This window comes from Ignavibacteriales bacterium, from assembly GCA_016700155.1.
Classification (GTDB): Bacteria; Bacteroidota; Ignavibacteria; order Ignavibacteriales; family Ignavibacteriaceae.
On sequence record CP065001.1, the window covers coordinates 3,118,998 to 3,143,336 of the forward strand.

23 protein-coding genes are annotated in these 24,339 nt (G+C 35.6%); 5 read left to right on the forward strand and 18 right to left on the reverse strand.

Annotation, left to right across the window (positions count from 1 at the left end; all coding sequences use genetic code 11):
* Positions 1–44 precede the first annotated feature (44 nt).
* The 5 genes from IPM56_13310 to IPM56_13330 form a co-directional block, all read right to left on the reverse strand.
* Positions 45–1,334: an OmpA family protein gene (locus IPM56_13310; protein ID QQS35222.1), complete on the reverse strand. Its 1,290-nt coding sequence runs from the start codon at positions 1,332–1,334 to the stop codon at positions 45–47.
* 148 nt (positions 1,335–1,482) lie between these two features.
* Positions 1,483–1,857 carry a co-chaperone GroES gene (locus IPM56_13315; protein ID QQS35223.1) on the reverse strand — a complete coding sequence of 125 codons (375 nt, stop codon included), beginning with the start codon at positions 1,855–1,857 and terminating at the stop codon, positions 1,483–1,485.
* Between the two features lie 46 nt (positions 1,858–1,903).
* Complete coding sequence (locus IPM56_13320) at positions 1,904–3,067, reverse strand: NAD(P)/FAD-dependent oxidoreductase (GenBank protein QQS35224.1); 1,164 nt, start codon at positions 3,065–3,067, stop codon at positions 1,904–1,906.
* Between the two features lie 9 nt (positions 3,068–3,076).
* Positions 3,077–3,754 (reverse strand): methyltransferase domain-containing protein, encoded by a 678-nt coding sequence (locus IPM56_13325; protein QQS35225.1) that lies wholly within the window; start codon positions 3,752–3,754, stop codon positions 3,077–3,079.
* On the reverse strand, positions 3,754–4,842 hold the full coding sequence (locus IPM56_13330; GenBank protein QQS35226.1) for a type III polyketide synthase: 1,089 nt from the start codon (positions 4,840–4,842) through the stop codon (positions 3,754–3,756). Before IPM56_13330 ends, IPM56_13325 begins: the two co-directional genes overlap by 1 nt.
* Before the next feature lie 161 nt (positions 4,843–5,003).
* Here IPM56_13330 and IPM56_13335 point away from each other — a divergent pair, with 161 nt between their 5' ends.
* The 3 genes from IPM56_13335 (at position 5,004) to tnpA (ending at position 7,597) form a co-directional block, all read left to right on the forward strand.
* On the forward strand, positions 5,004–5,618 hold the full coding sequence (locus IPM56_13335) for a class I SAM-dependent methyltransferase (protein ID QQS35227.1): 615 nt from the start codon (positions 5,004–5,006) through the stop codon (positions 5,616–5,618).
* Positions 5,615–6,880 (forward strand): glycosyltransferase, encoded by a 1,266-nt coding sequence (locus IPM56_13340; protein ID QQS35228.1) that lies wholly within the window; start codon positions 5,615–5,617, stop codon positions 6,878–6,880. Before IPM56_13335 ends, IPM56_13340 begins: the two co-directional genes overlap by 4 nt.
* Positions 6,881–7,150: 270 nt before the next feature.
* A complete protein-coding gene (gene tnpA / locus IPM56_13345) occupies positions 7,151–7,597 on the forward strand; it encodes an IS200/IS605 family transposase (GenBank protein QQS35229.1) in 447 nt (148 codons plus the stop codon).
* Positions 7,598–7,839: 242 nt separating this feature from the next.
* Here the strand turns inward: tnpA and IPM56_13350 are convergent, their stop codons facing one another.
* The 13 genes from IPM56_13350 to IPM56_13410 form a co-directional block, all read right to left on the reverse strand.
* A complete protein-coding gene (locus IPM56_13350; protein QQS35230.1) occupies positions 7,840–8,922 on the reverse strand; it encodes a DegT/DnrJ/EryC1/StrS family aminotransferase in 1,083 nt (360 codons plus the stop codon).
* Positions 8,919–9,284 carry an FdtA/QdtA family cupin domain-containing protein gene (locus IPM56_13355; GenBank protein ID QQS35231.1) on the reverse strand — a complete coding sequence of 122 codons (366 nt, stop codon included), beginning with the start codon at positions 9,282–9,284 and terminating at the stop codon, positions 8,919–8,921. Before IPM56_13355 ends, IPM56_13350 begins: the two co-directional genes overlap by 4 nt.
* Positions 9,284–10,270: a glycosyl transferase gene (locus IPM56_13360; protein ID QQS38308.1), complete on the reverse strand. Its 987-nt coding sequence runs from the start codon at positions 10,268–10,270 to the stop codon at positions 9,284–9,286. Before IPM56_13360 ends, IPM56_13355 begins: the two co-directional genes overlap by 1 nt.
* Positions 10,270–10,986, reverse strand: coding sequence for a class I SAM-dependent methyltransferase (locus tag IPM56_13365; GenBank protein ID QQS35232.1), 717 nt, complete (start codon positions 10,984–10,986; stop codon positions 10,270–10,272). Before IPM56_13365 ends, IPM56_13360 begins: the two co-directional genes overlap by 1 nt.
* Positions 10,983–11,627 (reverse strand): methyltransferase domain-containing protein, encoded by a 645-nt coding sequence (locus tag IPM56_13370; protein ID QQS38309.1) that lies wholly within the window; start codon positions 11,625–11,627, stop codon positions 10,983–10,985. The genes IPM56_13365 and IPM56_13370 overlap by 4 nt, the downstream gene beginning before the upstream one ends.
* A gap of 119 nt (positions 11,628–11,746) precedes the next feature.
* A complete protein-coding gene (locus IPM56_13375; protein QQS35233.1) occupies positions 11,747–12,952 on the reverse strand; it encodes a hypothetical protein in 1,206 nt (401 codons plus the stop codon).
* A gap of 201 nt (positions 12,953–13,153) precedes the next feature.
* Complete coding sequence (locus IPM56_13380; protein ID QQS38310.1) at positions 13,154–14,044, reverse strand: glycosyltransferase; 891 nt, start codon at positions 14,042–14,044, stop codon at positions 13,154–13,156.
* Complete coding sequence (locus IPM56_13385; GenBank protein ID QQS35234.1) at positions 14,041–14,703, reverse strand: FkbM family methyltransferase; 663 nt, start codon at positions 14,701–14,703, stop codon at positions 14,041–14,043. The genes IPM56_13380 and IPM56_13385 overlap by 4 nt, the downstream gene beginning before the upstream one ends.
* Complete coding sequence (locus IPM56_13390; GenBank protein ID QQS35235.1) at positions 14,693–15,949, reverse strand: flippase; 1,257 nt, start codon at positions 15,947–15,949, stop codon at positions 14,693–14,695. Before IPM56_13390 ends, IPM56_13385 begins: the two co-directional genes overlap by 11 nt.
* A gap of 90 nt (positions 15,950–16,039) precedes the next feature.
* Positions 16,040–18,580 carry a YfhO family protein gene (locus tag IPM56_13395; protein QQS35236.1) on the reverse strand — a complete coding sequence of 847 codons (2,541 nt, stop codon included), beginning with the start codon at positions 18,578–18,580 and terminating at the stop codon, positions 16,040–16,042.
* Between the two features lie 10 nt (positions 18,581–18,590).
* Positions 18,591–19,406, reverse strand: a complete 816-nt coding sequence (locus IPM56_13400; GenBank protein QQS35237.1) for a methyltransferase domain-containing protein — start codon at positions 19,404–19,406, stop codon at positions 18,591–18,593.
* Between the two features lie 66 nt (positions 19,407–19,472).
* Positions 19,473–20,591 carry a glycosyltransferase gene (locus tag IPM56_13405; GenBank protein ID QQS35238.1) on the reverse strand — a complete coding sequence of 373 codons (1,119 nt, stop codon included), beginning with the start codon at positions 20,589–20,591 and terminating at the stop codon, positions 19,473–19,475.
* An 87-nt stretch (positions 20,592–20,678) separates the two neighbouring features.
* Positions 20,679–21,728 carry a glycosyltransferase gene (locus IPM56_13410; protein QQS38311.1) on the reverse strand — a complete coding sequence of 350 codons (1,050 nt, stop codon included), beginning with the start codon at positions 21,726–21,728 and terminating at the stop codon, positions 20,679–20,681.
* A gap of 277 nt (positions 21,729–22,005) precedes the next feature.
* Here IPM56_13410 and sufB point away from each other — a divergent pair, with 277 nt between their 5' ends.
* Entirely contained in the window at positions 22,006–23,454 is a 1,449-nt protein-coding gene (sufB, locus tag IPM56_13415; GenBank protein QQS35239.1) for a Fe-S cluster assembly protein SufB, read from the forward strand.
* Between the two features lie 106 nt (positions 23,455–23,560).
* Positions 23,561–24,325, forward strand: coding sequence for a Fe-S cluster assembly ATPase SufC (gene sufC / locus IPM56_13420; GenBank protein ID QQS35240.1), 765 nt, complete (start codon positions 23,561–23,563; stop codon positions 24,323–24,325).
* Positions 24,326–24,339 lie beyond the last annotated feature (14 nt).

The following is a 24,339-nucleotide window of genomic DNA, read 5'->3' on the forward strand; positions in this document are numbered from 1 at the left end:
TTTGTACGTTTAGTGCAAATGCCTTTTCTATTTTTAAATGTTAATCAAAGTTTAATAAACTCAACCCGTCTGTTATTTGCTTTTCCCTGGGCAGTATTGTTGTCTGATATCGGAGATGTTTCACCTTTGCCCTCTGTTTCAAGTCTTGAACCATCGATACTGAAATCATTAATCAAAGTGTTCTTTACAGATTCAGCTCGCTTTTTTGAAAGCTCAAGGTTTGAAGCATCATTACCGTCGCTGTCTGTATGACCGACTATCTGCACATTTACATCAGCATTTTCTTTTAGAACGTCAGAGATGGATTTTAATGTTCCATAAGACTCAGGTTTTATTTTATCAGAACCTGAATCAAAATAAATTCCGTGAACAACGAGTTTACCTTCAGTTATTAGTTTACTTCGCATATCAGGCAACCCTGCCGCAACCCTTAGGTTTGTTATATACAGATAAGGGTTTTCATCGTGCGGCATCCAGGTAGCAAACCTGATCCTGTTAGGTTTTATTCCCTGGCTAAGTAACCTGGGAAGATCATAAATTTTATTTTCGTTTACCCAAAGACGCACTCTTTGTTTTTGCACAGCTATAGAAACTCTTACCCTGTTATTGGTATTATCAATAACAACCTTATTATCCTTTGAGTTACTTATTTCGCCATAATTTCCTTCACTCCAGTTCCATGTCGCAATCGCCCAGCCAATTTTGAATCCGCAACCGCCTGAACCGGGAAGCAGATCAAAATGATTTGTTCCTTCACCGTTGTCAAACAAGCAAAGTTCAAAGTCAGGCTGATTATATTCAACGGTTGGTGCATAAACCAAATCAAATTCAAAAGTAAAGTTTTCGCCGAAATCTCCGGCAATATCTGGCAGGAAGTAACCATCATTACCAACCTTAAACCAGTGACCGGGAAATTTATTTAGTGTAACAACTTCACCTGTACTATTTGTATTCCAGATTGCCGGGAAATCACCAACATTATCCTGAGAAAAATCTTCAAAGAAAATTACTTTATCACCGGGAATGAAGTCATACCTGGAAAAACTTTTTAATTCCATCTTGTCGATCGGATTTCCGCCGGTTGTTTCTGAAGTAGTATTTTCTTTTTGAGTTTCAGTAGTTTCGGTTTGTTCATCACTTCCTTCAACTGCGCCTTCAACACCCTCCTCTACTCCATCCAAACCTTTGTCGATTCCTTCATCGACTTTTTCATCTGCTTTTTGTTCAACTTTTTCTTTTACTTTATCTTTTAATTTTTTAAAGAAACCATCCTGTGCAAAACCGGCGCCCGCAATTACAAGGCAAAACAGCAGAGCAAAGATTCCAAACTTCATATCAATTCTCCTGAACGATTTTATTTTTAGTTATTTGTTTATAGATAATTTAAGGATTAGCGAATTTTTGAATATGTAAAATTACTCAATCTTAGCGGGAAAATTTAACAACAATTGCTAAATCAAAAGCGAAATTATGTTTTATTTATTAATAAACAACATCATCATTCCTGATGAGTAACAGGATAGCGGATTGGGGAACAATAAGGAATTTTGCTTTTTCAAATTCTATTTCAAATGCTTCTTTACGAAGGAAGATTGCCAGGTCCCCTTCTTTCGCCTGAAGCGGAATATATTTTACTGAGTCTTTAATTTCTTTCCATGGTTCATCTTCAACATTTGCTGCGGTAGGGTAGCCCGGACCGGCTTTTAAAACGTAACCGCTTTGTATTTTTTCTTTTTCAGAAACTCCCGGAGGAAGATATAATCCGCTTGCTGTCTTATCTGAATCCTGTGCCGGACGTATTAAAACTCTGTCACCAACAACAATAAATTTACTGATGTTTTTCATTATCATTTCCATATTGTTTTTCCTTATCCCCTTAAAGTACTTTTCAAATATAAAAAAGTTATGAGTGATTTAGTATGCGGCTCCTTCTGGTGAGCCTAATCGATTTGTTAAGTAAATCAGGGAACCTTTTTACAATTGACAATGCAAATTTTCTTTGTGAATTGCGCATAATAATATTTTGAATTAAAACTGCATTACGGACTCTTTGCTGAAATTGTTCACTCCATTTTTTTTGATACTCATTTACAATTTCCGATCTGTTTTTTTTGTGGATTGAATCAATAATAATTCCCGCAGCAAGTTTTGCGGATTCCATCGCCATACCTATGCCATCACCTGCTAATGGCGCAATGATGCCGGCAGCATCACCGATCATCATAATGTTATTAGCGACAACTTCCCGCTTTCCAAAAAATATATTTCCGGTTCCATAATTTTGAATTTTATTAAACTCTAAAGCAGAATGATTCACAAATAGATTTCTAAAGAATTTGTTTTTCTGAATCAACTGTTGAACCGGATTTGTATTGGCAGTGAGTCTATCTTTATTAAACAAATAACAAATCGTCGTTTCTTCTTTTGATAATACATTTACTCCGCAATAAACTCCATTTGTCGTGTATAAATTAATATGCTCAGCAGAAATCTGGTTCAGCAATTTATTTTCAATATGAAATTTAATTCCGTAGTAACCGGATTTCTTCGAAGCAAAGCTTCTTCCAAATTTTTTATCAAGTATATTTCTTTTACCATACGCGCCTATGACAAATTCCGATGATATGATTTTCGTTCCGCCATTGCCTAAACTTACCTCAACATTAAAACCCTTCTCCAGTTCATTAACACTTGTCACCCCGGAGTTCGGATACAACTTTACGCCACGTTTCCCTGCTTCATTAAACAAAAGATTATCGAATACTGAACGCTTTACCGAATACCCGGTAAACTCAAGAGAAGTAGAAAACACTTTTCCCGAATCATCATAAAGTGAAAAATATTTCAGGCGGTTCGGATTCAATTCATAAAATTTTTTGAGAAGATTTAATTCTGAAAGTATAGTTATAACTTCGTGAGAAAGAAATTCTCCACAGATTGTCTCTCTCGGGAATATTTTCTTTTCGACAAGAACAACATTTATTCCCGCATCAGCAAGTATGATTGCTGCTGTTGAACCTGCAGGTCCGCCTCCTATAATCAGCACATCGCAGTCATAATTTTTCATTATGATCCCTTATACTTTTATTACCACAAGCCATCTGAATGCCCATTTACGTTTTATTAAATAATTTTTTATCCCCATCGCATCAAGGATTTTTACAAGTTCCTTCTTCACAAAACCTCTGCGAACAGATAACGGACCATCGTGTTTTACCATTCTGCTGTGGGAGAATATCGAGGTTAGAATTTTTATTCCCGCTAAAGCGAATACAGACCTGCGTAAATCATTTATGATAATTCCTTTTTCCGAATACTGAATCACTTTAATCAATATGTCTTTGATCTGCTCCTCATTGAAGTGATGAAGAAAAAGAGAAAGATGAACTATATCAAATTTTATTCTATTGAACGGAAGATTAAAAACATCTGAACAAATTATTCTTACAGATGGATGACTTTGTTTGGTATTAAAACAGCATCGCTTATTTATATCAACGCTGAATATTTCAAAACTTGTATTTTGATTTTTCAACCGAAGAAGTATGTCTGAATTGCCGGCGCCTATATCCAGTACTGTCAACTTTTCATGGTTAGTCTCATTAATCAGAAGTTTTATACCTTGATTACTAACAGAATTACCACCCAGTAATTCATTAATAATTTTCAATTCTTTTAGTGCTTCATCAATTCTTTCGTCAGCGATAGAAAAGTCATCCATTATTTCTTTTTCGTAACTACGCCGGAGCAGCATTAAACACCTTGAAAAAGTACGACTTCCATTGTGAGCCCGGGACCAAAGGCAACAGCACAACAATAATCGCCGGTCTTAATAATTTTTTTGTCCTGAATATTTTTCAGCACGTATAAAATTGATGCGGATGACATATTACCAAAATCTCGAAGCACTTCTCTTGAAGGAATCATTTGTTCATCGCTTAATTCCAATCCATTTTGAAGTGAATCTAAAATTGCTCTCCCGCCGGGATGTAATGCCCAGTGCTTGATATCAGAAATTTTTAGCCCGCATTGATTCAAATAATTTTTTAATACAGGAGAGGCATTATTCAAAATGATTTTAGGCAGTTCCGGTGAGAGTGTCATTTCAAATCCATAGTTGCCGATCTTCCAGCCCATAAAGTATTGTGAATCCCTAAACAAAAAAGAAAATGAATTTTGAATTTTTAGACCTGAATTACTTTTCTCCTTTTGCATACTGAATAAAGCGGCAGCGCAGCCATCAGCAAAAATCATGTTTGCCAGAATATTATCCCGAGAAGCTTCAGTCTGAAGGTGGATGCTGCACAGTTCAATTGAAATGAGCAAAGTATTTTGATGACCATTAATCGAAGAGTTCATCGTTTCATACACATTGTTCACGCCGATTAACGAAGCAGCACAACCCATAAAACCAATGTGTGTTCGTTTGATTGATAGATTAAGATTAAACTCATTTATGATATGATAGTCAAATCCTGGAGCATAAAATCCTGTGCACGAAATTGTAACTAGTTTGTCTATTTGTTCCGGTTTGATTTCATTCGAGTTAAATATTTTTTGTACAGCTTCCTTTGTCAGGATCTTAGTCCACTTTTCATATTCATTCATTCTGCTTTGTGTATCCGGCTTTAAATATCCTGCTTCGCTTGTATAAAACTTTTCAGTTGAATCTTTATCGGCATCCGGAATTATGATATGCCGTTTTTCAATTCCGGAGTGTGCAGCAGCCATGTCAATCATTCGTCCCGTTGCTGAACCAGACATTCTTTGTTTAAGTTCTTCAGCAGCCTTTTGCTGGGTAACGATAAACGGCGGAGAAGATGTTTCAATTGATGTGAGCATGATTTTCCAATCTGTTTATTGCACAAAAGCTACAAAATGTTTTATCAGTTAAAAACATATTTACAAAACACTTTCATAGCTGGGTTCGTTCCTATCATCAATTGTATAATGCCGAATATTATTTCTAAATTTGCAGCAAACAAATAACAAGCTTAATCTGAATGAGTACTGTTAATTATGAAAGTGAGTTCTGGAACCAGAGATTCGGTGCTGAAGAATATACTTATGGAACAGAACCGAATATATTTTTCAAAGAATCTATCGATAAACTTTCACCCGGAAAAATTTTATTAATTGGCGAAGGCGAAGGTCGGAACGCTGTTTACGCTGCCAAACTCGGCTGGGAAGTTGACGCAGTTGATTTCAGCACTTCAGCAAAATTTAAAGCTATGAAGTTAGCTGAGCAGAATAATGTTAAGATTAATTATATGATATCCGCACTTGATGAATTTATCCCAACTAAAAATTATTACGATGCAGTCGGAATTATTTTTGTACACTTATCACCTTCATTAAGAGTTAAAGTGAATCAACAATTAATTAATTGCCTGAAACCCGGGGGTAAAATATTAATGGAAGTTTTTTCCAAAGAACAATTAGGAAAAACAACGGGAGGTCCGCAGGATATTTCAATGTTGTATTCGATAGATGACATCAACAAATCTTTTCCTGATCTGAAAACAATTTTACTAAAAGAAGAAACTGTTTATTTATCAGAAGGTAAGCATCATTCGGGTGAAGGCAGTGTTGTTAGATTTATAGGACAGAAGATTTGAAAAAACTTTTATTCATTACATACTTCTGGCCGCCTTCAGGTAAAGCTACTCTTCATTGGCCCTTGAAAATAATCAAACACCTTCCGCAATCCGGCTGGCAGCCATCTGTGTTAACTGTTGAAAATGAATCCTTCACACAAAAGGATGAAAGCCTTTTAAAAGAAGTTGATCCTTCACTCAAGGTAATCAAATCAAAAACATTTGAGCCGTTTGATATCTATAAAAAATTCATTGGAAAAAGAAAAGACGAACAGCTTGTTGCATCAGACACAATATCTTTAAGCAATAAAAGTTTTTCTCATCGTTTATCGATCTGGATTAGAATGAATCTGTTTATCCCCGATGCTAGAATTGGATGGAATTCTTCTGCGAAAAAAGCGGGGAAAGATTTTTTAACTAAACACGATCAGGAAGCAATAGTAACAATTGGTCCGCCGCACAGTACACATCTCATCGGTAAAAAGCTGAGTAAAAAATTTAATCTCCCTCATATTCCTGTTCTCATTGATCCATGGGTTGATATTATTTACTATAAAAATTTTAAGCGAAGTTATCTCACTCGTAAGATCGATAATCACCTTGAAAAATCTGTCCTTGATAATGCTTCACAGGTTGTTTTCGTAACTGAATCAACAAAAGAAGACTACACAAAGAAGTACAATTTCCTAAAAGATAAATCACACGTTCTTTACTGGGGTTATAATGAAGAAGATTTTTCTTCATTTAGTAATATTAAAGACGCGGAACTAAAAACAATTGTTCATGCAGGAAATATTTTTGATTATCAGAATCCAATAAATTTCTGGAATAGAATCAGGAAAGAAATTGATAACGGAAAAAATATCAAGCTTAAATTTATCGGGACAATCAGCTCCGGAATTAAGAGCGCTATTGAATCAGCAGGATTAAATTCTCACACAGAAATAATCGGATTCCTTCCTTACTCACAAATGGTAAAACATCTCGAAAGCGCTTCTGCATTATTAGTTTGTGCGACTGAGAAAAGACATATGCCGGGAAAACTTTTTGAATATTTACGTACCGGCAAACCCATAATAGCATTCGGCGATGATAATAAAGAAGTAAATTCTATTCTTCAAAAATCAAATGCGGGAATGTTGTTCAAATACAATTCAGATGCGGATGAGTTCTTTAAAAGATTCAGTCAGTTCAACACAGATTTAAATTTTGTAAAGCAGTTTGATAGAAAAGTTATTGCTGAAAAGTTTGCGGGGATATTAAATAGTTTTTCAGTTGAATAAAAACGGTTGAAACCGTTTTGGGGGTCTTGCTACTTCATAATACCCCGCGATAAATCGCGGGGAGAATCGATGAATACTTTCAAATTTTAATTGAGTTGGATGTAAAAATATTATTATCAAAAATTTGATATAAATTTAAATGCGCTCATCATCATGATACAATCCTATTCTCATCCCGATTTATCGGGATGTACACGATTAGCAACCTAATCACTGGAACGGTTTCAACCGTTTTCAAAAAACTTACTAATAAAATGTTGAGATAATTATATGTCAATTCATTCATACAATAAAATATGGATACACTTCATCTGGGAGACATTAGATAAACAAAAAATACTTCATCTTGATGCACGAAAAACTATCTCTAATTTTCTTTACAATTATTGCAAAGAGAAAAATATTTTTTTGAAGATAAACTTCGTTAACGCAGACCATGTGCATGCTTTAGTAGATTTGCCAACGAATTTATCAATCGAAGAATGTATAAAATTACTGAAAGGTGCTTCGTCATTTTTTATAAACAAACAGGAAGTTATAAATACAAGATTTTCTTGGGGCAAAGGTTATGGTGCATTTTCGGTTTCACCCTCTCAGTTGAATAAAGTAATTACATATATAAAAAATCAGGAAGAACATCACAAAGTCAAAACTTTTAGTGAGGAGTTTGAGTTGTTTATTAAAAATTATGGGATTGTGGAAGAGGAAAACGGTTGAAACCGTTTTGGGGGTCTTGCTACTTCATAATACCCCGCGATAAATCGCGGGGAGAATCGAGATTTTATTTTGTGACTCAAAGTAATTAAATCAAAAAACTAATTGTGGTATAAAATGTTTCTACAAATCGAAAATTAATCTCACCCATCAATCTTCCCATTCTCATCCCGATTCATCGGGATGTAAACGAATTTCCAAACCCACCACTCTAAGGGTTTTAACCGTTTAACGATTTGTACACGCTAAAACCTATTCATCACCTCAACAACCTTTTCAACTTCTTCTTTAGTGGTTCCGAATGATACCGGTAAACTCAACGTTGTTTTATGTATCTCTTCAGAGATTGGATAGTTCCCGTCCACTATTCCTCTCATTGCAATTTGTTTGTGAGGCGGAACAGGATAATGGATGTCGGTTTTAATTTCATTCTTTAGTAAGTATTCCTTCAACTCATCTCGCTTGGGATGACGGATGTTATAGATGTGATAAACATCAAAATATTTTTCATCTACAACTGGTTTTATAAAATCATCTTTCAGAATATTATGATACACTTCCGCAAGATTTCTTTTGTGAGTATTTATCTCATTCAACCTTTTCAGCTTGATCGATAAAAATCCTGCCTGAACTTCATCGAGCCTGGAATTGTAACCAACGAGTTCATTATAATACTTTATATCACTGCCGTAATTTCTGAGTCGTTTAATAGTCTTTGCAAGCTGATCATCATTGGTTAAGACAGCGCCTGCGTCACCAAGTGCGCCAAGATTTTTTGTGGGATAAAAACTGAACGCTCCAAATTCGCCGAAAGTGCCCGTGAGTTTTCCATCAAACAATGCACCGTGCGACTGGGCACAGTCTTCAATCAGCTTCAGGTTATACTTTTTGCAGATAGAATTTATCTTATCCATCTCACAGCTTTTGCCATAAAGATGGACGATCATTACCGCTTTTGTTTTAGGGGTGATCTTTTCTTCAATTCTTTCCGGATCAATATTGTAAGTGCTGATATCCGGCTCGACAAGAACAGGCTTCATTCCTGCATGAAGTATTGCAAGAATAGTCGCGATATATGTATTTGATGGAACAATTACTTCACTTCCCTTTTCAATATCAAAAACAACAAGCGAAAGTATCAAAGCATCAAGTCCCGATGCCAGACCAATACAATGTTTTGCGTTATGATATGCTGCGAATTCTTTTTCAAACCGTTCAACATTTTTTCCGAGAATGAACCAGCCGCTGTTTAAAGTATCGGCAAATTTTAATTTGAATTCTTCGATAAACGGTTTGTTAGCTTTAAAAAGATTTTCGTATTCGATCACTTATAATCCTCATAGATATAATCTTCAGGATCAAATTTTGTATTTGCAAAAACAAGCAGCACGGCGTCTTCGGAAAAGTTATGCATTGTATGCCAGTCGTAAGTTTCAAGGATTAAACATTTACTCGGATGGTCCAACAAAAAATCTTCATGTCTTTTGCCGTCATTATTAGATACCACGCAGCTTCCGTGAATACATATCGCAGCCTGCGTTGTTGTTTTATGCCTGTGTCCGCCGCGTACTGAATCATCAACTCCGTAAATGTAAAATATTCGTTTTATATCAAACGGGATCTGACTTTCAATTACAGTCAGATTGCCTCTTTGTTCAGAAAAAGTTTTAAGATTAATAATATGCGCCATCAGGTACCTGCAAAAGTTTTTTTGTCAAATATATTATATGTGCCGCGAAGTTTCCTGTAAATATATAGCAAAGGAGTTTTCCAATTCAATGGTTTTGCTGAAGGTCCATTTGAATCAAAACTGTTATCGATCACTTCTATTTCTTTTTTTATTTCATCGAGCAGTTTTACATATGGTTTGTAAAATGTGTCGAGCACTTTTTCAGTCAGGATTCTTCTGCCCAATTCAAGTGAACCATCCTTATAAAATCTTAAATAATGAAAATGATAAAAGATAACATCAAATTGTTTTCCATCATTTTGAATTCCGGTTATGCGCTCGCCATTTCTCCTGAAATCATATTGCTGAACATTCCAGGCAGCTATACCTCCGCCGTTATGCTGAAGAACATGCACACCTTCAAAACGAGTTGTCCAGTCATCAAGATAAAGCTGATCGCCAAACTTGCCATCTTCAAAACGGTTGTAGCACCACTCGATGCACCTGTCACGCCACCACCTTAACGCCTTCAAACCTCTTTCGTCTTTTTTGAACGTTACAAACTGAACACAATACTTTCCTGCTTTCAGTTCCTTGTTGTACTGTGGTGAATATCGATGCTCAGTTATAAGAATTGATCTGTCTCCCATCTCATCAAAAATCATTTTTGGCGAAGAGTAAAAATAAATATCTGCGTCAATGTATGTACAGTTATCAACGTCAAAGTTTTCAAGCACATAAAGTATAGTTGACGAAGTGCTTGTCCAGCAGTACTCCGCAATGGTTCTTGTCGGCTTAACTTTTAAGAGTTCCGGATCTTCAAATTGTTTGAGTGTAATTATCGTTGCCTTAGGAAGATTCATTTTCTGAAGAACAGAATAACTCTTATCATCAAATGCAAAAATGTATAAATGAAAATCATCACAATGTTTTTCGAGGGAACGATAACAGGCAATTCCTCTTGATAAATAATTTGAATCGAACAATGTGCAGAAGTTGTACATAATTATTTTTTCTCAGCAAGAACAATGTTGTCTAAATAAAGATCATCGTTTTTCGGTAATAATTTTGAAAGTAAAATGCTTAACATTGTTACCGGAGCCATAACAAAGACAAGAGTAAGGTTTTTCAAAAATAAATTTCTTCTCGTGATCTTATAAACATAAGCGTTAAACAACTGACCGAGCACCCTGTAATCATTTACACTTTTTCTATGTTCAATGATTTTAAATCCATGTTTTTCAAGCAATGCAGCTAACCCGAATGAAGAATAACGCGCATAATCATAAGGCTGTTCGTGTTCATCCCAAACGAAAGGAACAGTGAGTAAAAGCTTACCGCCGTGCTTCAGGACACGATTTATCTCTGTAAGAAAATCATCCGGGGTAAAAACATGTTCAAGTACCTGGTTAGTAACGATTGAATCAAATTCATTTTCAGTAAAGGGAAAAATTTTTCCGTCATAATAAAAATCTGCCTGTTTCTTTTCTGAATCGATACCGGTGTCAAACTCCAGTCCGACGTACTGTGTATAACTAAATAATTTTTTATAAGGTTTGGTTCCGCAGCCAACATCGAGAGTTTTGCCGGTTATATTTTTTCCAAGATCAGAAAGATGTTTATGCAGATCTCTACGGGCGATATAAAAAGGGTTAAGAAAGATTCCCCAAAAACCGGGATTGAATTGATGCTTTAAAACTAAATTCTTTAGAACACTCATCATTTAGTTTTCCTCAAAAGGAAAACAGGAATCTGTTCAAACAGGTTTGGAAAACTTTTAATCAAAAAATTTTTAACAGGGTTACCGGGTTCTACAGATCGCTTTTCTAAAAACTCTAATCCGCCAACGCACTCGACAAGCAATTCAAAATCTTTAATGGATAATTGATGAATATGTCCTGTATCAAACCACTGGTAACCGAACAAACCATTCTGTGGCATTCTTCCGTTGAGCAGCAGATCAATCCTGTTTTTATAAAAGGCAAAATTCGGGAAAGAAATTATCTGATGCTTTGCAATTCGTTTCATTTCAGAAAGAAGAATCTCCGGGTACATCACCATTTGAATAGTGACGTTACAGATTGCATAATCAAAAGTATTATCGTTGAAAGGAAGAGGCTGATCAATCGAACCGGTCTGAACATCGAGACCTGCAGCTTTACATACTTCAACACCGGAAGGAGAAAGTTCCAATCCTTTAGCGCTGACAGATTTTTCTTTAATAAGCCTGTGCAGTAATGCACCGTTGCCGCAACCAAGATCAATAACCAAAGAATTTGACTTAATAAATGAAATGACAATGTCGTACTCAGTACGGTTTTCATTGAACGGGAGATCGTAATTATATTTTCTGTTATCCTGCAGAGTAAGTCCGTATTAGAATTTTTTATTAGCAAATATAATGAGAAATGAAGAATAACTTTAGAAAGTCTTTAAAATAAAAAACCCCGCCGTTAGCGGGGTGAGGAGAAAAAATTTGAATCTTAATTTATCTGTTTCCGCATAAAGCCAATTTTATACCAACTCGAATTTTGTCCGATACCAGAGTAATAAATTCTATATTCATTTTCTAATTTTATATAGTTCGGATAAGCTATATCATACAATGCCCAGTTGTTGGCAGTATTTTCTTCTGTAAAAAAAGGATTGTCTGCGGATTTTGTCCAGTTTTTTCCATCTGAGGAAGTTGCTGTGCCAAAGGCTGTGAGATTGCCATATCGATTCATATAAACCATTTTGAACATGCCATTATCATGTATTACAGCTGGATAGTAAATACCAGTACCTTCCCAGTTTTGTGTTTTTTCCAGAATGGGATTATTGGAATACCTATTCCAAGTTATGCCATCCGTAGATGTAGCTAAACCAATTTTAGCTGTACCAGAGGAAATTCCATAATAGTATAAGTAATATGTTCCGTCAAGCTTTACAACTGAAGCCGGAGCAATTTGATATTCCCAGCCTCCGGATGCATATAAAATCGGATGAGGGTCTTTAGTCCAATTAATTCCATCTGTTGAAGTTGCTCTACCAATGTTCCACTGACCATTCTGATTTGCCCAGCCAACATAATATATTGTATAGATACCATCATCAAAATAAACAGCACCCGGACCAACTGCTTCTTCATCCCAGGATCCTATGGTTGGAACTATAACTGGATTCATGTTGGATTTTACCCAGTTAATTCCATCCGTTGAGGTTGCGTAACAAATAGTCACGTAAGGTCCGCCGGATAATCCGAGGTACCACATTTTATATTGTCCATCAATGTATAGAACTTTTGATTGTTGAATCCCTAAAGATTCCCAGCTTACATTGGATTTTGCTAAGACAGGATTTTGAGGATAATCAATCCAACTATAACTGGTCGGCGTCCCCCATGTCACATAGATATAAACTCCGCCAGTTCCAACGCCTGTTGGATTCAAAACAAGGTTTACCTGAGTTAGTATACCCGCAAGCACTGTGACTTCTGCAGAGCCTGTGTACAAAATTTGTTCGATTGAATCCTTTGCATCAACTTTGAGCAGCCAATTTCCCGCAGCCACTTCATTAAATGTTAAATCCGCAGAAGTATCTGAAAGAATGTTCATTGTTGAAGTAAGTGTATCAAAGTTTTCTCGTGTCAAAGTCGCAGTAACAAACATAACCGATTCCGGTGCATTCTCCTGATCGATCTTTAACATAATCTTGCCAGAAGAATTATTTTGAGGAGGTTGTGTTATAATGTCTTGTTGACAACTGATGAGATTGATTAAAAGAAGAGAGAGGAAGATCAAAGTATTTTTTTTCATAAAGATGCCCATCCTTATTATTATGGGGATAAATTTAAAGAGAAAGCTGAAAATACTCAAGCAATAATTGCTAAGTGTGTAAGAAGGTTTGACTTAAATTCCCAACCTCTTTTTTAAGCCGGAAACACGGGATTTAAATTTTATTGATCTAAAATATTCGGAAATAATTTGTTCATTCAACTTGTTTACCTCCAACGGTATTTTTTTCAAATTGACTTTACCTTCTGAAATGAAAGTGTCATAAACATTTGTTGAACCAAGATGGGTGCCTAACCCGTCTGTCCCTATATTTTTCACTAAAGATTTTCCCGGATATAAAGTCAGTTTGTTTTTAATAAATGCAGAGGCATGCCATCTGATAGCCCAGGAATCAATCTTTCCTTCTCTTTGATTTTTAAGCATCCGGTAATTTTTAACAGAACCTCCTAAGTCAAATTCCTTTTGAAGTTTAGATTTATCAATCTGTTCAATCAAGAAATTGGAGTCTTCTTCGAAAAAATCCCAGCCTCTTTTCCAGGTAGCCCATCCCCAACAGTCAGCACCTCTCAAAAAAAAGGTTTCAGGTAATTGTTTTTTGACCGGGTAAATATAACCGTGAATGCTGATAACATTCTCTTCCCGTTCATAAATATCTAAAGCTTCATTCATAAAGTTCAGGAAATAAGGAGAAACAATCATATCATCTTCTAACACAATGATTCTTCCAAATTTTTTAACTGTATTAGTCACACCATAAATTATAGACTTTGCCAGTCCTTTATTAATATCGCTTTGTTCGGATTTTACTGATTTAAATCCTTGAATTTCTTTAATAATCTCTCTGACTTTTTGAACTGATTTCTCATCAGTAATATCTTTTGCTCCATCAGAAAAAATTATCAGATCGCTTTTTAACGCTAAGTCATTTATGATAAGTGAATCAATTGTTCTTTTGAAATGATCGGGACGATTATAAACGAATAATGCAATCGGTGAGTACATTATATATTTAGGCAGTTATTATTTTTGTAAAAAACAGTTGTACATTTTTTGTATAAGTAACCTGGTGATATACCCCAAAAATCTAACTTCCTAAAACCCTGACGCAATAATAGATCAATACCTGTGAAATACTCCTTTCGTTCACTATCATCGAGGATAATGATTCCATCATTCTCTAAAGCACTTATACTTGTTTCCAGACACTCAACTCTAAAAATTGCATCAACTAATACGATATTAAATTTAATTCCGGCATTTAGTACAGAACTGATGTATTCTTTTTTATTTGATTCAGATTGGAAGAGAATAGATGTATTTGCAGGAACCATTTTACTGATCTTTTCATGCCAGGAATTGCTGTGCTCTACTGCTATAACTTTACTAACATTTTTTGCAAAATAAAGTGTTGAATTTCCAGCACCATATTCAAATACACTTATTTGATTATTGAGTCTTGGTGTCAAGAAGTCAATAAAAGAATATGTGAGCCATGGTAGTGGATTACCTTCACCATCAATTGGCTTTCCAGATTCGAATGCATTAAACCAACCTGAATCCTTTAAAAAGCCTGAATACTTCTGTGAGAGTAGTGCACTCATAGTTTTTGGCTTTGTAAATAACTCAGCCAAAATTTTTATTTTATCTGTAACACTAACCGGCATTTCTTCTTAAAAGTTTGATGATGTTTACAAAAAAAATTGATTTTATCATCATATACAATTGTTCTCGTGTACTAGCTGAAAATGCAATTGAGAAAGTTGCCATTGAGTACGAAACTAACGTTGCAATTGCAGAGCCCACAATTCCATAAACAGGTATGAGTACCAAATTCAGTATCACATTAACTACCATTCCAACAAAAGTTCTGTAAAATGAAAGCTTTGTCAGATTCTCATTTATCAGGTACTGGCTGCTCGCTATGCCTAAAAATACCGCAACACCTGCCCAGATGTAAATTGTTAAAACATCAGCAGCAGGTAGAAATTTTTCACCGTATAATATTGAAATAATAAATGTCGAAAGAAATGTTACCGGCAATGCTATTCCAATTGAAATCGCAGCCAGCATATCATATAACTTCTGCAATCGGTTAATATAAAGTTCGTGACTCATCTGCTTTGCATTAACTATGGCAGGAAATAACGATGTGCAAATCGCCATCGGGATAAAATACCATGCCTCCGATAGTTTTACGGCCGCAGCATAAAATCCTGTTTGCTTATCATCAAGCATGTTTCTAATCATAACCTGGTCAATTTTCATGTACACAGAAATAACTATCCCGGATAATATCAACGGCCAGGCATCCTTTAATAAGAGTTGTGCTGTGTCTTTTTTGAAATACCATTTTGTGATGTTAAGGTTATTCTTTTTATAAACTATAAAATAACCAGCCGACATAAACAAACTTTCAGAAGCATGAACAATCGCAAAATATAAGAGCGGTGACTCATTCAGTATTAGAACAACTTTCAATACCGCTGCAATTAACATTGACGATGACTGAACATACACATTAAACTTTGATTCGACTTTTGACTGGAAGTAGTATTCAACTACATTTAGGCATTGAAAAATATTTGTCGCAGCTATAACCAGAATAAGTATCGTTGTTAGTGAATCTTCTCCCTTTGCAAATATTGTAACCGCAAGCAGAATGATTGATGCAACTCCGCCCCAAATCCTCAAGTTAAAAACCGAGCCGAGTATTTCGTCTCTTCTGTCAGGAGCTTTTACAAGTTCTCTAACCACTATGCTGTCAAGACCCAAAGTGGAGAGTGTTGCGAATAACCCGACAAAGCTTAACGCATAACTGAATAACCCGAATTGATCAGGTCCAAGATATCTTACTACGTAAACACTGACAAAAAAACCAACAAGCATCCTGATGATTCTTTCACCGAACATCCAGGATGTGTTGGCGAAATATTTTTTGAATGCTTCCGAACCAAAATTAATTGACGTATTTATTTTTCTTCTTCGTTCAACTATAATCTTTTAAGCTTTAACTTTTTTCTTTTTCAGTTCAAGAACAACAGCAAATACTAATCCCAGCATTACCAAAGAACTTAATACCAATGCAATATTTTTTGATATGAAAAAACTCTCCGGCGCAAATTTGAATGCTACGATATGCTTACCCTTCGGCACAACAATTCCCATAAAACCATGATTTGTTTTATAAACCTTTGTTTCGTTTCCGTCAACTAAGGCTTTCCAGCCGGGGTGATATGTGTTGCCAAAAAATAAAAAGTTGCTGCCGGTCGAGTTTACTTCAACTACAGTTTTAGCTTCACTATATTCCTTTATATTTGATGAAGCGGTACTGTCAGGTATATCTACTTTAATATCCTCTTCAACAAAGGCTAATTGTTTGGGGTCCATAGTTCCTTCTTTAAATGTATTCAACATTTCAAGCGGAGTTTTCTTTTCAATTTTATCCACGATGTAAGCCCGGGGCAGCACATTTTCATTTTTATAAACCGATGCAGTTTCACCTTCAAGTACAGACGAATAATCCGGCATCATAGAAGGTTTATCAACAACGAGATATTTTACATTCAACATTCGCCACAGTACCTGGTTCGCAGGACCGACCACATCGAGTATATCCTGGTAAGCTCTTGGTTTTATTCCCGAGTAACCATAAAAATCTTCAATTAAAAAATAAGCATGATAATTTGAGTTAGCATTAAATGCGCCGTATGACTGATCTTGCTTGAGATTAAAAATCCTGTAAGGTTCTTTATCATTCTGATTTTTAATCGCGGTAATGTATTGAGGCTCCGCAAACATATTTCTTTTATCGGGGCTGTCTGTATATTTTGCGCCGCGTGAATCGATTCTCCATAAATCAGTAAGAGTCAGAAGAATAGCTACCACGACCAGAACATCTGCGCTTAGTTTTCCTTTTAAATAAAAATATGCTGACCAGAAAAGTATTGTAAGAAAACCCATTCCAATTAATAGATCACCTGTAAACATATCAGAAGAATATTGAGCAAATGCCTGGTGATATTGTGCCAGCCGTTGGTTGCTTGCCGAAACCGATTGAGCGTATTCGTTTACTCTTCCCGTAAACCAGCCTGCCAAAGCACTGTTTGCTAAGATTGAAATCACAAACAGGGCAAGAAAAACAAATGAAATATTTCTTACCAGCATTAATGATTTTTCATCTTTTTCTTTTTTAAGATTAATGATCTTCATCAAACCTATTCCGGCAAGAACAGGCAGACTCATTTGAACAAGTACGAGTATCATTGAAGGGACTCTGAACTTATCAAAGAACGGAAGGTTATAGAATAAAAGATCAAACACTACAGGAAAAGTTTTTCCGAAAGAAACCAGCAGAGCAAATCCCGACAGTATCGTCAAAAACCTGACAAGCGGATTTTTCCAATCCATAAAAACTGCAAAGAGTGAAAGGAAGAAAACCACGACTCCCATATACATAGCTACATCAACAAAACGCATCTGACCAAAATATGTATTTACTTCAACAGATTGATTGTTGGTCAGCGGACCGTTGTACGTCGAGTTTCCGAATCCATAAAATGAGGGAACGATAAATGTTAATACTTCACCCGGAGAGAACGACCATTCTGTATGATAGTCATAATAATCTGATGAAGCTTTGTCGGTATTTTCAGAAGCCTTCTCCAATATTCCCTGTGTACCTCTTGTTGAGTACGGGGTGTATTCATATATCTGTGTTAAGCTGTCGATTTGAATCAGTACAGCAATTGCAGCCGCACCAACAAATATCACTGCTGATTTTACAAGGTTATTTCTCAGTTCAATATTTTTTGTTTTAAGCGAATGGAAGAAATAGTAAATGAAATAAATCGCTACTGCTAAAAGTGTATAATAAATAATCTGAACATGGAAACCCTGAACAAATATCTGCATTGTTACAATAAGCAAAAGTATATCAAGCAGTTTTATCTTTTTCTGGAACCTCAACAGCATCAGGAACAGTAACGGGTACATACACAAAGAGATTAATTTTGTTACGTGTCCGATATACAAAAATACAATTAACCCTGTACTGAATCCTGTAGCGACCGCTGTAAACAATCCTATACTTGTTCTTCCTGAGATGTGCTTCATCAAAAAGAATGATGATATTGACATAATGATCAGATAGAATGTCCACATTGCATAGTCAACTGAAAAGAAACTTGTAAACGCGCTTCTTAAGGAATAGTTAACCATATAGATGAGATTGAACCATGTTTTTTCAGTACCTGTTGCGTAAGCCGGAATTCCGCAGAAGATATACGGATTCCAGAGAGAGAATCCTTCCCTATCCTGGTTAACGTATGACTTTGAACTTTCCATATTTATTATATCGCCTGACTGGAAAGTCTTTTCCCCGAAGTATAGCGGATTAAGAAAGATCAGGTACAAAACAATGAGCAGAAGAATTACTATCCATACGTGGTGTTTTGAGGGAATGAACTCATCAAGATTAAACTTTGAGAATAAAGTATCCTGCTGGGATTTTGTTTCTTTAAGTATCTTTTTTGCTTTCGACATTTTTATTCCGTTATATTTTTTTTTCTGCGATGAATGTTAATCCGGTACCTGTTTTATTCGTCCCCTTAAAATCGATGTACATAAACAAAAGTGTAAATGGAAACGTCAGCACAAAATACACAGGAAGCAGTATCAATAACAGTTTAGAAATATTTACCATAAGAATCGGGTATTTAATTCCAAGTCTCCATGCTAAGGTACCCCAGAATCCATATGTGTAAAACGACTTTTTAGTGTTAAATCCGAACGGATGAAGTTTCTTTTCAAGTTCTTCAATTGAATAGCCGTTACGTGCATGCTCGCCGACAAAACTTTCATCGTGTTCATCGTGAACATCACTGCCGCCGTAAATTGATGGAGTGTTGATTAAAAGAATTCCCCCCGGTTTTAGAGCACGATGAAAATTCTCAAAGACTTTTACATCTTCAACAATGTGTTCCATTACATCAACACTAATGATAAGATCAAATTTTTGTTCATGATCTATCGCGGTTAAATCTTCAACTCCGAATGCAACCTCTTCTCTGTCGATCTTTTTATAAAACTTTGAAATGTCTTTTATCCAGTCCTCTTTAACATCAACAGCATAAATGCTGCAAGGCTTAAGATTGTTCACCATAAAATAAACATACTGGCTGTAGCCTGTTCCTGCATCATAAATATTTATGCTCTTATCTTTAAAGTGACTGCGGATATTTCTTAACTCTCTTCTAACGTACCATGAACGAAGGAACATGATATCGAGAATTTTAAAAAATAAAATTCTGAATGCCGGAGTAATTTTTATTAATGTTGCGAATATATTTTTTACGGGGTCGTAATGCATGGTTAATTATTATTAAGAGATGACATCTTTTAAAAAGATGTCATCTCTGCATTTACAATAGACTTATTAATTTATCAATTCAAACATTCCCTTAACAAAATTTTTCCAGGAATATTTTTCTTTAAGCGAATTCATATTTGAAGAAAATTCGTTTTCTTTTTCTTCTTTATAAAACCTGATGATTGCGTCTGCAAGTTTTTCAGGATTCTCCTTTTCAACCACAAATCCTGTTTTACCATCTTCAATCACTTCACCGATACCGCCGACATTTGCCGCGATTACAGGCATAGCAAAGTTAACAGCAACCTGTACTATTCCGCTCTGTGTAGCTGATTTATACGGAAGTACAACAGCATCCGATGCGGAAAAATAATACTTAACATCCGAAGTAAGAATAAAATCTTTTTTTAGAAGTATAGAATTTTCAAGTTGATGTTTTGAGATAAGGTTTAAATACTTTTCTTCGGATTCATAAAACTCACCGGCAACAATAAGTCTTATATCCATTTTTTTTCTGACAATTGAAAAAGCTTCAATTAAAATATCAAGTCCTTTATAGTCGCGTATGAATCCGAAAAACAGGAGTATTTTTTCATCATCAAGTTTTAGAAATTCTTTTGCTTCCTGCTTATTTACCTTGTCGCCAAACAATGAAAACACCGGAAGAGGTAATAGTTTGTAAACAGGTTTTTCGATAAACAGGTGAAGATCTTTTGTAACCTGGTCTGATAAAGGTATGAAGTAATCGATACTCTTTAGAAAATATTTTGAAAGAAGTTTGTCACCCAGACGTTTTTCATGTGGAATAATATTGTGACAAACAGCAATCATCTTTGCTGATGATTTATTTTTAATTTTTTTTGCAATCCATCCGTAACAAGGCGCAAAAAAAGGAAGCCAGTGTTTGAAGATTACAAGTTCAGGTTTGAATTCTAATATATGTTCTGCCGTTTTTGACCAGTTGAAAGGATTAATTGAATCCAGTATTACTTCAGATGGAATTTTATCTATTGTCTCTGTTGATTCAGTCTGTGACTTGCCGGGAAATAAAAATTTCGGGTACTGACGTTTGAATGTAATTAATTTTACTTCATGCCCGATTGAAAGTTCTTTGTAAAGAAGTCCCGCGGAATGTGCAATTCCGCCACGTAAAGGATAGGCTGCTGATATAATTACAATCTTCATCTGGACTCCTGAAAAATCATAATATCAGCCAACAAGGAAAAGAAAATTTTCTGAACAAAAATTTAATTGATATGACATAAGGGAAAATTATCCCTTATCCTTTATGACATATTCTTTATCATCCATAAAATTATGGACCATCATTTCCCCTAATAACCCGACGGAAAAGAATTGCATTCCAACTATTATTAAAAGCATTCCTAAGAACAACATCGGTCTGTTACTCAAATATTTTCCCATTATCCATTCGTAGGTAAGATATCCGTTAATAAGTAAGCCGGCTAATACACTCAATGCTCCTAAAAATCCGAACAGGTGCATCGGTCTTTTGATATAGCGGGTTGTGAACATCACGGTGATCAAATCAACAAATCCTTTAAAGAATCTTGATATACCGAATTTTGTTTTTCCATATCTTCTCGGATGATGCGTTACAGGAATTTCAGTAACTGAAAAGCCAGCCCAATCCGCAAGCACTGGCATATAGCGGTGAAGCTCTCCATAAACCTTTATGTTTTCAGTCACTTCTTTTCTGTATGCTTTTAAACCGCAATTAAAATCATGCAGTTTAATACCGCTCATTAAGCGAGTAACAAAGTTGAAAAATTTTGATGAATATTTTTTTATGAATGGATCGTGTCGTTTTTTCTTCCAGCCGGAAACAAGATCAAATCCGCTATCCAATTTTTTTAATAGGGCAGGAATTTCATTTGGGTCATCCTGGAGGTCTGCATCCATTGTTATTACTACATCACCTGTTACATTCTTAAAACCGACATTTAGAGCAGCAGATTTTCCGTAATTCTTTTTAAAGCTTACAAATTTAAATCGCCTGTCAATCCTGGCAATCTCTTTAATTATTTGAAGCGAATTATCTGTACTTCCGTCATCAACAAAAACAACTTCCCAGGAAATCTCTATCTGCCGCAGCGCTTTTTTTATTTCATTCACTAATGGATTAAGTGATTCCTGTTCATTTAAAAGAGGAACCAGTACAGACAATTTCTTGAAAGATGTTTTTTCTTTTACTATCTGTTGCTGATTCTGCCTGTTGTAAGGATGTCTTCTTCGTCTGTTGTAGTGGCTCTTCCTGTGATATCCCTGTCCGCCCTGTTCTTTATTTTCAGATTTATTTATTGAACCGGTATTTTCATTCTCTCGGTAATTCTGATTCTCGTTTGAATTTTTTTCGTCCAAAATCGTTCCGTTTTGTAAATAAAATGATGCTAAAATTAACTGAATAAATGCTTAAAAACAATTTAAAGGATTTGAGCCTGCAAGTATGTCATTAGTGATCTTAGCACTTCAGCTGATCTTAATATTTATTTATGACCTTAATCAATCTTGACAAAAGAGTACAGATTGATTAAGTTTGAATCAGAAAATCGAAAAAAAATGAGGATTAAGGAGTAAAATGAGTTCAACCGAAGTAACGAAGATTGAACAATTAGCAAATACAGAATATAAGTATGGATTTGTAACCGATATTGAGTCCGAATCACTCCCTAATGGATTAAATGAGGATATAATCAGGCAACTTTCAGCTATTAAGCAAGAGCCAGAATTTTTGCTTGAGTGGAGATTGAAAGCATATCGTCACTGGCTATCTATGGAAGAACCGCATTGGGCGAATGTAAATTATCCGCCGGTTAATTATCAGGATATTTCATACTACTCAGCGCCAAAGAAAAAACCTGTGCTTAATTCACTTGATGAAGTTGATCCTGAATTAATTTCTACATTTGAAAAACTCGGTATTTCTCTCGATGAACAAAAAAGATTATCAGGTGTTGCTGTTGATGCTGTATTTGACAGCGTTTCTGTTGCAACAACATTTAAGGAAAAACTGCATGAACTTGGAATAATTTTCTGCTCATTCTCTGAAGCAGTTCTGAATCATCCGGATCTTGTAAAACAATATCTGGGAAGTGTTGTTCCATCGACCGATAATTTTTATGCGGCACTAAATTCAGCGGTGTTCAGCGATGGTTCATTTGTTTATATACCTAAAGGTGTTCGCTGCCCCATGGAACTTTCAACATATTTCAGAATTAATGCGGCTAATACAGGACAGTTTGAACGCACACTTATCATTGCAGATGAAGGTGCTTACGTAAGTTATCTTGAAGGTTGTACAGCTCCAATGCGTGATGAAAATCAGTTACACGCCGCAGTTGTTGAACTTGTTGCGCTTGATAATGCACAAATAAAATATTCGACAGTCCAAAACTGGTACGCTGGAGATAAAGAAGGTAAAGGCGGCATCTATAATTTTGTTACAAAACGAGGTGCCTGCCGTGGAGTTAATTCAAAAATTTCATGGACACAGGTTGAAACAGGTTCAGCAATAACCTGGAAATATCCAAGCTGTATTCTTCAGGGAGATAATTCTATCGGTGAGTTTTATTCAGTTGCAGTAACAAACAATATGCAGCAGGCTGATACCGGAACTAAAATGATTCACCTCGGCAAAAACACCAAGAGTACAATTATATCAAAAGGAATTTCTGCTGGAAAGAGTAATAATAGTTATCGCGGTTTAGTTCGCATTGCAAAGAACGCAGAGAACGCCCGAAATTTTTCACAATGCGACTCTTTGTTACTTGGAGATAAATGCGGCGCACATACTTTCCCTTATCTTGAAGTAAATAATTCAACCGCACAAATAGAACACGAAGCAACAACTTCAAAAATTGGTGAGGACCAGATATTTTATCTTAACCAACGAGGAATATCAACTGAAGATGCTATCGGACTAATTGTTAACGGTTACTGCAAAGAAGTATTCAAAGAACTGCCGATGGAATTTGCAGTTGAAGCACAGAAATTATTAAGTGTAAGTCTTGAAGGAAGTGTAGGATAATCTATTCGGTCATTCCGAATTTATTTCGGAATCTCTATTAAAATAATTATGAAGAAGCTGAAACAAGTTCAGCTTGACAATTTTTGAAAATAAAAAGGAAATCCAAATGCTCGAAATAAAAAACCTTCACGCAAACATTGAAGGAAAAGAAATATTAAAAGGTATCAATTTAAAAGTTAGTTCCGGTGAAGTGCACGCTATTATGGGACCCAACGGTTCAGGTAAAAGTACACTTGCGCAGGTGCTTGCAGGAAGAGAAGAATATGAAGTAACCGAAGGTGAAGTCATCTTCAACGGAAAAAATATTCTTGAACTTTCTCCTGAAGACAGGGCGCGCGAGGGAATGTTCCTTGCGTTTCAATACCCTATTGAAATTCCCGGTGTAAGCAATACTAATCTTTTAAAAACTGCATTGAATGAAATAAGAAAATACCGTGGTGAAGAAGAACTTGACGCGATGGAATTTCTTTCGCTTATAAAAGAAAAAATGAAGTTGGTTGAACTTGACCAGAAATTATTAAGCAGAGCAGTTAATGAAGGATTTTCAGGCGGTGAAAAAAAACGCAACGAAATTTTTCAGATGGCTGTGCTTGAACCAAAATTAAGTATTCTGGATGAAACTGATTCAGGACTTGATATAGACGCTTTACGCATAGTTGCTAACGGTGTTAATAAATTAAAACGAAATGATAACGCCACAATTGTCGTCACACATTACCAGAGATTGCTCAACTATATCATCCCGGATTTTGTACACGTACTTTACCAGGGAAAGATCGTTAAATCAGGCGGTAAAGAGTTAGCTCTTGAGCTTGAAGAAAAAGGTTACGACTGGGTAAAAGTACAGTCCAATGAATTAGTTGAAAATTAATTTTCACAGAATAA

Coding starts and splice junctions, on each gene's coding strand:
- IPM56_13400 (QQS35237.1), bottom strand. CDS start 19,406: ATGCATTACGACCCCGTAAAAAATATATTCGCAACATTAATAAAAATT.
- IPM56_13390 (QQS35235.1), bottom strand. CDS start 15,949: ATGTTCGGTGAAAGAATCATCAGGATGCTTGTTGGTTTTTTTGTCAGT.
- IPM56_13315 (QQS35223.1), bottom strand. CDS start 1,857: ATGGAAATGATAATGAAAAACATCAGTAAATTTATTGTTGTTGGTGAC.
- sufB (QQS35239.1), top strand. CDS start 22,006: ATGAGTTCAACCGAAGTAACGAAGATTGAACAATTAGCAAATACAGAA.
- IPM56_13355 (QQS35231.1), bottom strand. CDS start 9,284: ATGGCGCATATTATTAATCTTAAAACTTTTTCTGAACAAAGAGGCAAT.
- sufC (QQS35240.1), top strand. CDS start 23,561: ATGCTCGAAATAAAAAACCTTCACGCAAACATTGAAGGAAAAGAAATA.
- tnpA (QQS35229.1), top strand. CDS start 7,151: ATGTCAATTCATTCATACAATAAAATATGGATACACTTCATCTGGGAG.
- IPM56_13405 (QQS35238.1), bottom strand. CDS start 20,591: ATGAAGATTGTAATTATATCAGCAGCCTATCCTTTACGTGGCGGAATT.
- IPM56_13395 (QQS35236.1), bottom strand. CDS start 18,580: ATGTCGAAAGCAAAAAAGATACTTAAAGAAACAAAATCCCAGCAGGAT.
- IPM56_13375 (QQS35233.1), bottom strand. CDS start 12,952: ATGTTAAAGATCGATCAGGAGAATGCACCGGAATCGGTTATGTTTGTT.
- IPM56_13330 (QQS35226.1), bottom strand. CDS start 4,842: ATGCTCACATCAATTGAAACATCTTCTCCGCCGTTTATCGTTACCCAG.
- IPM56_13325 (QQS35225.1), bottom strand. CDS start 3,754: ATGCTGCTCCGGCGTAGTTACGAAAAAGAAATAATGGATGACTTTTCT.
- IPM56_13385 (QQS35234.1), bottom strand. CDS start 14,703: ATGCCGGTTAGTGTTACAGATAAAATAAAAATTTTGGCTGAGTTATTT.
- IPM56_13365 (QQS35232.1), bottom strand. CDS start 10,986: ATGATGAGTGTTCTAAAGAATTTAGTTTTAAAGCATCAATTCAATCCC.
- IPM56_13335 (QQS35227.1), top strand. CDS start 5,004: ATGAGTACTGTTAATTATGAAAGTGAGTTCTGGAACCAGAGATTCGGT.
- IPM56_13320 (QQS35224.1), bottom strand. CDS start 3,067: ATGAAAAATTATGACTGCGATGTGCTGATTATAGGAGGCGGACCTGCA.
- IPM56_13310 (QQS35222.1), bottom strand. CDS start 1,334: ATGAAGTTTGGAATCTTTGCTCTGCTGTTTTGCCTTGTAATTGCGGGC.